Below are 11,033 nucleotides of genomic sequence, written 5' to 3' on the forward strand. Positions count from 1 at the left end.
TTAATGAAACGTCGTTTTTTCGCCGACTGCGATCGAACGACCGGGAGAGATTCGCGCCGGGACAGACTCCGGGGCGAGCGCTATAATTTGCTCAACGAACATGAGGTGTTCGCGATGAAACTAGCAGCCATTGCTTTGCTGTTGACGGTTGTGCCAGGGGCTCTGGCTCAGTCTTCCGGCGGCGATTTTGAAATTACCCGCTCCGTCATCGGGGCTGGCGGAAGCAGCTCGGGGGGAGACTTCACCCTCACCGGGACCATTGGCCAGCCGGTGGTCGCCACCTCACAGGGCGGTCAGTTTTCGCTGTCTGGCGGCTTCTGGACTCCGGGCCAGCGCCCCGACCTCCTGTTTAGCAACGGATTTGAGTAAAAGCTGCGCGGTGCTGCCGTTGTCCGGGCCACTTCGCCCGACAACCCTGACATCGCGGACTCCCAAGCTGCTGGCGTTTTTGCTGCTCATTTTTCTGAGCCTAAACGCTCATGCGCAGCCCAACTCGGCTGACCCGGGCTCGGAAGCGCTGCCCAGCGACGTTGATTTCCGCTGGGGACTGCAGCTTCCGATGCGCGATGGGGTAAAGCTTGGCGCCACCCACTATCGACCGGCCGGTTCCGCGCTGGAGCCGCTGCCGACCATCGTCACGATCACCCCCTATATCAGCGATCGCTATCACCCGGACGCGCTTTACTTTGCCCGGCACGGCTTCAACTTCCTGGTGGTCGATACCCGGGGCCGGGGCAACAGTGAGGGCGAGTTCAAGCCGCTGGGGCTTGAGGACGGGCTGGACGGGCACGACGTGGTCCAGTGGATCGCCCAGCAGCCCTGGTCGGATGGCAAGGTGATGATGCGAGGCGGGTCCTACGGCGGCTACAACCAGTGGGCGACGGCACGCTATTTCCCGTCGAAGCTGACGACGATTGTCCCCATCGCGTCTCCCTATCACGGGGTCGACTTCCCGATGAACGACAACGTCCCCTACCCCTACTCCATTCGCTGGCTGACCTTAACGGCAGGGGTCACGCCACAGGGCCGCATCTTTGGCGACAACGCGTTCTGGAACCGAAAATTCCGCGCCTATCACGAGGCCGGCATCGCGTTTGCTGAGCTCGACGACTTTGTCGGCCACCCCAATCCAAACTTCGATGAGTGGGTCGCCCACCCTCACAGCGACGACTACTGGGCGGCGAGGGTTCCCGATGCCGATGCGTTTAGCCGCTTCGACCTGCCGATCCTGACGATCACCGGCTATTACGACGGCGATCAGCCGGGCGCCATGGAGTACTACCGCGAGCACATGAAGCACGGCAGCCCGTCGGGCAAGGCACAACACTTCCTGCTGCTGGGACCCTGGGATCACAGCGGGACGCGGATTCCGCGGCAAACGTTCGGCGGGCTGACCTTTGGCGACTCGATGATGTTTAACGCTTTTGGCCTGGATCGAGACTGGTACAACTGGACGCTGGGCAAAGGCGACCGGCCCGCATTCATCAAAGACCGGGTGACGTGGTTTGTCGCTGGGGCTGATCGGTGGAAATCGGCGGCCAGCCTCGACGCGGTGAGCAACGACGAACAGGTGCTCTACCTCACCTCGGTCGGCGCCACCGCGGACACCCTGTTTGAATCCGGGCAGCTGGCGAGTGAGCCGGCAAAGGCTGTTGATAGCGATCAGTACCGCTACGACCCGCTGGACACCCGAAAAGCGCAGCTTGATCCGCCCGACGCTTACATCACCGACCAGACCGAGGTGGTTCAGACGCAGGGAAACGGGCTCATCTATCACAGCGAACCGTTTTCGGCGCCGACGGAAATCAGCGGCTATGTCGAGCTGGAGCTATGGCTGGAGCTGGACGTGCCTGACACCGACATCAACGCGACGCTCTACGAGATCACGCGAGACGGACAGAGCATTGCGCTGGCGGGTCAAACGCTGCGAACCCGCTACCGGCACTCGAGAAGTGAACCCGTTTTGATGACGCCCGGCCGGGTGGAGAAGCTGAGCTTCAATCGGTTCTACTGGTTCTCTCGTCAGGTGGCGGAAGGGAGCCGGCTCAGGCTGTTCCTTCGCCCGGCCAACGGCGTTGCGCAGATGCGTCACTACAACGGGGCAGGCCCGGTGGCCAGCCAAACCGCGGAAGACGCCCAGACGGCTAGAATCCGAGTTCACATCGGGCCTGACACGCCCAGCCGACTTACGCTTCCCCTGGTTCGTTAACCGCTCGCAGGAAGGGAGCGGAGGGCTGCTGCAAGCGTCTGACGCTTGGCCTATACTCTGCTCCCCGACCGCAACTGCCCCTCTCTGGAGACTTCATGGCGTCTCGTATTTCTGTGGAAAAACCGCTGGTTGTGCTGCACGGCGACGAAATGGCGCAGGTCGCTTTCGAGCTGATCCTGGACCGTTTTGTGGCGCAGCGCCTGGACCTTAAGCTGGTGGAAATCGACCTGACGGCGGAGAACCGGCTGCTGACCAACGGCCAGGCGGTCCGGGACGCTATCGAGGCGCTAAAGACTCACGGCGTGGGGATTAAGAATGCGGGAATGACGGTCAACCGCCAGCAGCTCGATGAGCTGCTGGAAAAACACCCCGCCATCAAAGAAAGTGAACTCGACCGTCTCGCCACCAAATCGCCCAATGGTGCAATCCGAAAAGGCATCGGCGGCAACATCACGCGAGAAGATATCCAGTTTACCAACCTCAAAATTCGTCGGCCCGGCTGGCAGGATCGCGACATCACCGTGTCGACCATGGATACCGGCGGCATCAAACACAGCGCCAACGCGCTGTCGACCGCCTCCGGCGTCGCGAAGCTCGTCTTTGTCGGCAGCAGCGGCGACCCCGAAGAGCTGCATCGCCGCTTCATCAACAAAGGTGATCCCTGGCTGCTGGCTACCAATGAGATGGAAGCGGTTGAAACCTGGGCGCACGAGTTCTTCCAGCTCGCGATCGAGGAAAAACGCGATACCTATCTCGGCCTGAAAGATACCGTCATTCCGGGCTACGACGGGGTGATGCGAGAAGCCATTGAGGACATTTTCAAAGAACATTACGAAGCCAAGTTCAAGGAGCTTGGCCTCAGCTATCACTACGAGCTGATCGACGCGCAGGCCGCTCGGCTTGTGGCCAATCCACCGGAACGCGGTCTCTGGGGCGTGCCGGACAACACCTCGGGGCGCAAGCTCTACAAGCTGGTGAAACAGCTGAAAAAATTTGGCATCTCCGATCGGGAGGCCCACGTGTCCATCTCCCGCATGAGCGCGGGCGGCGGTGATCAGTACGGCAGCTACAACGCTCCGGCTCCAGAAGACGGCATCGTCAAGGTCATTGTGGACGGCGACGAAAAACATGCTCGCCACGTGCGTCAGGGTGACCCGATGCTGTTCATGTCCAATGACCGGCAGGCAATTAAAGACTGGGTGAGCCAGGTGTTCCGCGACGCCTCACACAAGGACAAAGAGGTCTACTTCGGTCTCAAACGCGAGTACATGGCCTACGACGACGTCTTCAGCACGATCATTACCGACGTGCGGCGGGAGCTCGCCAAGCAGGATACGCCCCCGCCTTCGTTCATGATTATGCGGCCATCGCGCCAGCTCGTAAAAATGGTGACCGACCCGCCGCGCAACGCCCTGTATCCGGCTCAGAACCTCGACGGCGATATCTTCTCCGATATCTCGGCCGCCCTTGGCGGCAGCCTGGCAACGGCCAGCTCGGTGATCGAAAGCACCGACGGAACCATGCTGTTTGAAGCGCCCCACGGCACCGCTCACGATCTGTACCTCAAGTATCTGGAGACCAACGGCGAGGTGGCGCTGTTCAACTCCTCAGCGCTGCTTTACGCGCTGGCCAACGCGCTAGAAGCGCTGGCGACCCGCGAGGAAAATCAGGCCCTGTTGGCTTACTCGGTCAACCTCAAGAACGCGCTCATCGAAACCGTTGGCCGGGGCATCATCACGGGTGACCTCAAAGGCAAAACGATTGACCCGGACGGCGAGCAGATTGTCGACATGCAAGGATTCCTTGACGCCGTGGCGTCGGTGCTGGACGAGTCAGACAGCTGATCGATTGGGCGGCGAGCCCATCGCCGCCACGTCAACCGGTGCGCGACAGGGGTGGTGTAGCACCCGCTAACGATTCAGGGCCGCAGACCCGATTGCGACCTGCCGCTTTAGCCTGATACAGAAGCTGGTCGGCGCGCTCAAACAACGCCAGAGCACTCTCGCTTCCGCTGAGCTCAGCACAGCCGCAGGAAATTGTCACGGCAACCTTTTCGCCTTGAAACCGGAAATTAGCCGCCTCGATGGCGGCCCGAATTTTCTCGGCGGCCTGCCTCGCGTGCGCGCCCGTGCTCCCCGGGAGGACAACCACAAACTCTTCGCCACCATAGCGTGCCACCAGGTCGTCCCGACGAACGCTGTTCGCCAGGACCCGCGCCACCGACTCGAGAACTTTGTCACCAGCCTGGTGGCCGAGCGTGTCGTTAAGCTTCTTAAAGTGGTCGATGTCGCAGACCACCAGCCCGAGGGGTGTATTGGCATCCCGGCTCTCGCCGATCAGCTCTTCCACCCGAGCATCGTATGCCCTGCGGTTCAGCAGGCCGGTCAGTGCATCAACGGTGGCTGCCTGCCGGGCATCCGCCAGCTCTGACTTCAGCTCGCCCGCCGAGGACTCCAGCTCGCCCACCCGGCGCCGCAACGCGTTGAGTTCCTCATCCTGCGCAACGTGACGCTCTCGCTCGTGGTCGATAAAACCCTGGAGGCGGCTATGAATCGCCTCGGTACGTAGCTCAACCAGTTCCCGTAAGTCGGGTAGATCGGTGGCTTGTGCCACGTCGCTGCTGAGCAGACCCAGGTGGCTGTTCACCGACTCGGCCATGGCTTCACCACGCTTGAGGTTTTCGGCGAACTGATCCTGGGTGCCCGCCAGCGACCGATCGATTTCCTTGAGCCGTGAGGTCAAGCGATGCAGAAACCCCTTGAGCTCGCGAACCTCACGCGACTGACGGGCGGCCGCTTCGGTGATGAGCTCAGCGATCTGCCGGACGGTGGCGGGCCAGCGGTTGTCAGGTACCGACTGCATCAGGGCAGCGCGGGTCGCCTCAAGCGCCTGCGGATCAAGAATCTCGCGGTCTACGACATCGAGCATGGCCAGAAAACGCGATTCGGGCGACGGCCGAGCCGACGGAACCGAGCCGCTCGCCTGAAGTGCCCCGTCGAGCTGCGACGCGGTGCGGTCCAGGGCGGATACGCTGCTGGAGATGTCGTCGAGCAGCGCTTCGACCGATGCCGAAACCGGCGACGAGCGCACGCCGGCCAGCAGCTGGTCAAGCTGCCGATCGAGCTGCGGATCGAGACCGGTGGCCGGGGCCGCCAGGCGGCTTGCCGTCAGCCGCAGCAGGACCGCCATTCGCTGGAGCTCCTGCTCGTCGCGCTCAGCGTCAGCCAGCGCAGCAAAATATTTCTGTTTCCAGTCTTCGGCCATCGGGTTCATCCGGCACATCACGCCTAATATCGGCCAAACGCAGAAAACCTGTGGCCTGGGGGGTTAGCCAGCGCAAGCCCAGGCGGGAAGATCGTTCGCTGTCGGGAGGGGATCTGCCGGGTTCGACGACAAACGTTCCAGGAGGGCTGGCAGCGATGATCGAGTGAGTTCGGCCTGAAATTCGTTGCTGAGGGCCTCGAGCGCCGCAACCTTGTCCTCTCCGATGGCGCTGCCCTTCGGAAGAACGGTTGCGGTAGCAATCACGCGATATAAACGCAGCTCATCCAGCGGATCGAACAGCGGATGAGTGTAGGTCGTCAGGGCCCGTTCCGCCGCCGACCCGGTGGGAGCGGTCAGAACAAAAAACCAGCGACGGAGCGCCACCGTAAAGGCATCAGGATAAGCCGCCGGCGACGGCCCGCACTCGAACTCTTCCAATGTCGGCAACGGCTGGCCGGACAGCACGCGACTTCGAATCAGCACGCGCCGCTGCTTGGCGGTTTTCGCCGGTTCGAGCTGATTCAAAGCCCACCGGGCCGTCGCCGGCTCGGCGGCGTCCAGCGCGATGTCCGCCAGTTCCACTAGCAGATCGCTGGACGGCTGCTCCCGTTCCGCTAAGGGCAGCAGCAAACGCAGACCCTCGCTGTGCAGCTCGGCAAAGGACAGCAGCCTAGCGAGCTGCAGCCGCATCCGGTGGCTGATCTCGGCTTCGCCGCCGTAGCGATCAAGCGCCAGAGTCATGCCGGCCATCGCAGCCTCCACGCTGGTGGCACTTTGGCGGGCAAGGAACGCCGCGCGGGCCAGGTTCACCAGCACGACATAGCGGGTGTAATGCTCGCTGGTGGGCTCAACGATTCGTCGGGCATGCTGGAGGCGATCCACAGCCTCAGAGTATCGACCGGTGCGAATGAGCAGGCCTGAATAGGTTCGCAGGACGCTTGCGTGGGTTGGATCGCTCGGCGAATGGCGCCGGAAGATACCGAGGGACTCCTGAAACGCGGCGTCGGACTCATCGATGCGCCCTCCCTGGCCCAAAAAGATCCCCTGATTGCTTAGCATGACCGCCAGCGGAAACGGGTTTTCGGTTTCCCGCATGTGGGCCACGGCCTGACGCCAGTGTCCGTCTGCCGCTTCGCGATTCCCGGCTCGGAGGGCAACGCCGGCCAGCAGCTGGCTGAGCTGCCCACGACCGCGCGCGCTTTCTTGACCGAATTGCTCAGCCACTTCGGCCATCGAACGCACCGTATCGTCAGCCCGGTCCATCTGTCTTAGCCGGAGGTAGGCGTTGGCTAGGGCGTAGCTGGCCCTAAGCCACGTCTGACTCTCCTGCTTATTCAGAGGACGATCAGGCAATGATTCTCGTAAAAACCGCTCCGCCTCCGCCGGATCGTCTCGTACCAGGGCATTGCCGAGGCCATTCACCGCACTGAGATTCAGGCGCCGAGCCGACGCCGGCAGGTTTTGCGAGGCGTCATAAGCCTGCTGGTAAGCCTCTCGCTCCTCATCGGTCAAGCCGAGCTTCGCGTACGTTTCCCCCAGCGCTAGATACACCTCCGTCGCCAGCAGCGGGTCCCCCCTCACCTGCTCATCGATGGACGCCCGCGCCTGGCGTAACGCGTCGGTTAGACCGATATTGCTCTGACCCTCGCGGTAGGGGTCCGCCTGCCGAAAGACGCTGGCCAGAATTTCCTGCGCTTTTGCGCTTCGCTCGGCCTGCGCGTTAGCTTCGCGAGACCGATTGACCGCCACCAACGTCGCCAGCGTGAGGCCCACAGCAAAGAGTGCCCCAAGTGTGACGAGCGTGGCGTGCCGCTGAACAAATCGCTTCGCCAGATACCAGGGTGACGGGGGCCGTGCGGCGACCGGAAATCCGCCGAGGTAACTCCTTAGATCAGCAGCCAGCATCGCAACCTGCTCATAGCGATCCGCGGGATCTTTTTGCAGCGCCTTGAGCACAACCGCGTCGAGATCACGGGGAAGCTGAAGCTGGTGACGGCTTGGCGGCGACGGCGCTTTCTGCGTCAACGTCTCCAGCGCCTGCTCGAGCGACAGGTCGCCCAGCCGGTAGGGCGGGCGCTCGGCCAGCAGTTCGTACAGCAGCAGTCCCAGCTGATAAACGTCGCTGGCCACCGTGACCTCAGCATCGCTCACCTGCTCCGGGCTCGCGTATTGGAGGGTGATCGGGCTGCCCGCCTGGCCGGTCTGATAGGCATCGACCCGGTCTTCCAGCAACGCCGCCACGCCAAAGTCCAGCAGCCTGGGCTGACCCTCTTCGTCGACCAGGATATTGGCCGGCTTGATGTCGCGATGAATCACCAGGCGGTTATGGGCATAAGCCACCGCGTCGCAGATCTTCAGAAACAGATTGATCTTGGCGGTGAGAGAAAGGTCCGCCGCCGCACCGAGCAGGCTTTGACCGGCAACGTAGTCCATGGCGAACCACGGAGAGCCGTCGTCCAGGACACCCGCATCAAGGAACCGTGCGATACCGGGATGCTGCAACGACGCCAGGATACGGCGCTCACGCAGAAATCGATCCAGCACGTCCTGCCCGCTGCGCTGCGCCTTCAACATCTTGATGGCCGCCGTCTGCGCGAAGTCCTGCGCCTCGCGAACGGCCAGCCAAACCTGCCCCATGCCGCCGGTGCCGATCAGTTCCTGCAGACGCCAGTTGCCTGGCTGGCCCGGCGGCTCAACCACCGCGTTAGCCGCGTGGCTTTCGCTCAGCTGCCGCGCAGCGGCGGCGAGGGGCTGTAGATCGTCAGCCTCGGTACGTTGAAGCAAGTCCTCGAGCTGGCTTCGATGGACCGCCGGCAGCTCCGTCAGCCAGGCGTCGCGCTCTGCGGCGCCCAGGGATAGCGCGTGGTCGAGCAGTTCGTCCAGCCTGTGGAAATCGAGCGGCCCGGTTTCCCGGGTATCTGCCATCAGGCGTTTTCCAGGATGTGGCTTACCCAGGCGCGGGCGCGCTTGAGCTGCCGCTGGACCGTCCGATCGCTGGTGCCCCGAAGCTCGGCAATCTCAGCGCTGCTGAAGCCGCCAAAACAGGATAGATCGATGACTTCGGCCAGCTCCTCGTTGTCCTGCTCCAGCTGGTTCAGCGCCTCATCCAGGCGCAGAACGCGGTGTGGATCATTCAGGTCGGCCAGCAGGTTGCTGTGCAGCGATTCCACCTGCAGCCCACCGCCGCGTTTGGACGCCATTCGGGCACGCCACGTGTCGATGACAATCTGACGCATCACCCGGCAGGCGACGGCAAAAAAATGTCCGCGGTTGCGAAACTCCGCGCTGTTGGCTGCCGACAGTTTTTCGAATGCTTCGTGGACCAGCGACGTGGTCTGCAGTTCGTTGCGAACGCTCGAACGCCGGAGCTGCGACTGAGCGAGCGTTTTGAGTTCTTCGTAAAGCAAAGACACAACGTGGTTGAGCGCCGCCTCCCCGCCTTCGGCCTGGGCTCTCAGTAGCTGGGTGACCTCTCCCGGCGAAACGGGGCTTTGGCTGGACATGTTCGACTCCGCAGCCGGCTGACCAAAATCGCGTGAATTCCAGTGTCGAGGGTCGTGCAAAGCCTGTCAAATGGCCGGGCTCAACTTATGGTGTCAGCTCCATGAATTCGGTGATGGCAGACATTAGCCCGGTTGCCAAAGGCAGCGACGGATCGCTGTAGCTCGCCATCTGCTCCGCCATGCCGCCGTCAGCCGTTTTGAGCACGTGATTCATCCCCTTGATCACCTGGAGACGAGCCTGCGAAGCGCGCGAGGCGAGCAGCTCACCTTCCGACACCGGGACCTGCAGGTCGGTGTCGCCGTAGAGCAGCAGTATCGGCAGCGAGAGACCTTCGATCTGCTGCGCCGGGTCATGAGCAAACCAGGAGATCAGATAGGGCTGCACGGAGGGGCGCAGCAGCGACTCGAGTCCGGTGGGCACTGCCTCTACCGTCTCCCCGTTGCGCAGCGTATCGAGCGCCGCGATGGCCTGCGCCAGCGGGTTCCCTGTTAGCTGTGCGCTGAGCTGCGTGGCAATCAGGTCGGCCGGATGGGTCCCTGGTCCTGCCAGCACCACCAATCCCGCCGGCCGAACTTTCTCTGCCGCCGACAGCACAATCTGCCCTCCTTCGCTGTGGCCCAGGAGAAACACCGGCGCTGAGCAACGCTGATCAAGCCATCGGTAGAGCGCAACGGCGTCGTCCACGTAGTGCTCAAAGCGCAGCGACGACTCCGACTGACTTGCGGTCGTGCTGGCGGCGACCATCCGCTTGTCGTAGCGGAGGGTTTCAACGCCCTGAGCCTGAAGCCCCTGCGCCAGGTATTTGAGACTGTTATTGCTGCCGGGAAGCACCGCTGAGTTGCCGTTACGATCCGTGGGACCCGAACCCGCAACAATCAGGCCGCAGGCGACGGTGGGTTTAAGATCCGGCACCAGCAGCGAACCTTCAAGCGTTCCGCCCACGACATCGATCGATACCTCGGTCTCCACGGCCACAACGCCGCAGGTCCAGGCAAGCAGCACCATCCCCAGAGCCGCTTGTACCGTGCATCGGTAGCCCAACGCCAGATTCCCGCTACGATCACTCGTCCGCATGATCAAAGCCCTCGAGCCGCTGGTATAGCACAAAGGAGTATGCGACCGGTAGCAGACCGGCAGCCACCGACAGCGCGACCATGGGCACCATCCCCAGCCCCCCGACGCCGACGATCATCAGCCCGGCACCGGCCGCGACAAAACAGTAGCCGGCCATCCGGTGGGTTCGGGCCCAGACCTCGTCGCTGGCCAGCGTCCACGGCGTGCGAATTCCCACAAAAAAATTCTTGCGGAGTTTCCCGGCGTAATTGCCGATGACAATAAGCAGCAGGCCCACCGCCAGCGGAATGACGCGCTCGGTGGAAACGGGCTGACCGAGGCCGCTCAGCACGATCAGCCCCCCAACCGCGAGCATAAAGAGCACCAGCGCCACCTGGAAGATATGGATCACGCCGGCAAACTCATGAGTTCGAAAACCCTTGGGCGAAATCCTCGGGATGATCCACATCAGCAGACACATACCCAGAGCACCAACCGGCCCGATCAAGACACCCGTCAGCTTGCTGGAGTAGCCATCCACCTCGCCGGCGGCGTTCCAGTGGGTCGGCACCGTGTCCGCCATGTGAGGATAGGCCAAGGCACCGGCCACCGCCCCGGCAGCGATCAGCACCAGGGACAGTAGGTTAGCGGTTTTTTGCGTCATCGTTGACCTCCGTAGCAGGGGGATTGAGCAGCTCCATCAGCACCCCGGCAGCGTCCTGCATCACGGTGGTGTTCAGGGAGTAAACAATTTGCTGACCGCGGCGTTCAGTTCGAACTAGATCAGCCTGTTTCAAGAGGCTGAAATGGTGGGAAAGCGAGGCTTTGGTCATCGGGAAATGGTCGGCAATGTCGCCGGCAGGCATGGAACCCGCCCGCAGGATCCGCAGGATCTCCCGCCGGGTCGGATCCGCCAACGCCTTAAAAACCGATTGCCCGATCATGGTTGTATGATATTTAGATAAATATCTAAATACAATCAACCAATGACACAGGCCCGGAC

9 protein-coding genes are annotated in these 11,033 nt (G+C 62.4%); 3 read left to right on the forward strand and 6 right to left on the reverse strand.

What is annotated here, in order from left to right:
- Positions 1-114 precede the first annotated feature (114 nt).
- From AAF358_07410 to AAF358_07420, 3 genes are all read left to right on the forward strand, one after another.
- Positions 115-369 (forward strand): hypothetical protein, encoded by a 255-nt coding sequence (locus AAF358_07410; protein MEM7705361.1) that lies wholly within the window; start codon positions 115-117, stop codon positions 367-369.
- Positions 362-2,209 carry a CocE/NonD family hydrolase gene (locus AAF358_07415; protein ID MEM7705362.1) on the forward strand — a complete coding sequence of 616 codons (1,848 nt, stop codon included), beginning with the start codon at positions 362-364 and terminating at the stop codon, positions 2,207-2,209. Before AAF358_07410 ends, AAF358_07415 begins: the two co-directional genes overlap by 8 nt.
- A gap of 95 nt (positions 2,210-2,304) precedes the next feature.
- Entirely contained in the window at positions 2,305-4,053 is a 1,749-nt protein-coding gene (locus AAF358_07420; GenBank protein ID MEM7705363.1) for an NADP-dependent isocitrate dehydrogenase, read from the forward strand.
- A gap of 31 nt (positions 4,054-4,084) precedes the next feature.
- On the opposite strand, the gene AAF358_07425 is transcribed toward AAF358_07420, so the two are convergent.
- The 6 genes from AAF358_07425 to AAF358_07450 form a co-directional block, all read right to left on the reverse strand.
- Positions 4,085-5,482 carry a diguanylate cyclase gene (locus AAF358_07425; GenBank protein MEM7705364.1) on the reverse strand — a complete coding sequence of 466 codons (1,398 nt, stop codon included), beginning with the start codon at positions 5,480-5,482 and terminating at the stop codon, positions 4,085-4,087.
- 54 nt (positions 5,483-5,536) lie between these two features.
- Positions 5,537-8,398, reverse strand: a complete 2,862-nt coding sequence (locus AAF358_07430; GenBank protein MEM7705365.1) for a protein kinase — start codon at positions 8,396-8,398, stop codon at positions 5,537-5,539.
- Positions 8,398-8,976, reverse strand: a complete 579-nt coding sequence (locus AAF358_07435; protein ID MEM7705366.1) for an ECF-type sigma factor — start codon at positions 8,974-8,976, stop codon at positions 8,398-8,400. Before AAF358_07435 ends, AAF358_07430 begins: the two co-directional genes overlap by 1 nt.
- An 85-nt stretch (positions 8,977-9,061) precedes the next feature.
- On the reverse strand, positions 9,062-10,051 hold the full coding sequence (locus tag AAF358_07440; GenBank protein ID MEM7705367.1) for an alpha/beta fold hydrolase: 990 nt from the start codon (positions 10,049-10,051) through the stop codon (positions 9,062-9,064).
- Positions 10,038-10,694, reverse strand: coding sequence for an SdpI family protein (locus tag AAF358_07445; GenBank protein MEM7705368.1), 657 nt, complete (start codon positions 10,692-10,694; stop codon positions 10,038-10,040). Before AAF358_07445 ends, AAF358_07440 begins: the two co-directional genes overlap by 14 nt.
- Positions 10,675-10,974, reverse strand: a complete 300-nt coding sequence (locus tag AAF358_07450) for an autorepressor SdpR family transcription factor (GenBank protein MEM7705369.1) — start codon at positions 10,972-10,974, stop codon at positions 10,675-10,677. The genes AAF358_07445 and AAF358_07450 overlap by 20 nt, the downstream gene beginning before the upstream one ends.
- Positions 10,975-11,033: the final 59 nt, after the last annotated feature.

It is taken from the genome of Pseudomonadota bacterium, assembly GCA_039033415.1.
GTDB lineage: Bacteria > Pseudomonadota > Gammaproteobacteria > Xanthomonadales > SZUA-38 > JANQOZ01.

Excerpts from the sequence above, each read along its gene's own strand:
- AAF358_07410 (MEM7705361.1), top strand. The coding sequence starts at position 115 with ATGAAACTAGCAGCCATTGCTTTGCTGTTGACGGTTGTGCCAGGGGCT.
- AAF358_07420 (MEM7705363.1), top strand. The coding sequence starts at position 2,305 with ATGGCGTCTCGTATTTCTGTGGAAAAACCGCTGGTTGTGCTGCACGGC.
- AAF358_07425 (MEM7705364.1), bottom strand. The coding sequence starts at position 5,482 with ATGAACCCGATGGCCGAAGACTGGAAACAGAAATATTTTGCTGCGCTG.
- AAF358_07430 (MEM7705365.1), bottom strand. The coding sequence starts at position 8,398 with ATGGCAGATACCCGGGAAACCGGGCCGCTCGATTTCCACAGGCTGGAC.
- AAF358_07435 (MEM7705366.1), bottom strand. The coding sequence starts at position 8,976 with ATGTCCAGCCAAAGCCCCGTTTCGCCGGGAGAGGTCACCCAGCTACTG.
- AAF358_07440 (MEM7705367.1), bottom strand. The coding sequence starts at position 10,051 with ATGCGGACGAGTGATCGTAGCGGGAATCTGGCGTTGGGCTACCGATGC.
- AAF358_07445 (MEM7705368.1), bottom strand. The coding sequence starts at position 10,694 with ATGACGCAAAAAACCGCTAACCTACTGTCCCTGGTGCTGATCGCTGCC.
- AAF358_07450 (MEM7705369.1), bottom strand. The coding sequence starts at position 10,974 with ATGATCGGGCAATCGGTTTTTAAGGCGTTGGCGGATCCGACCCGGCGG.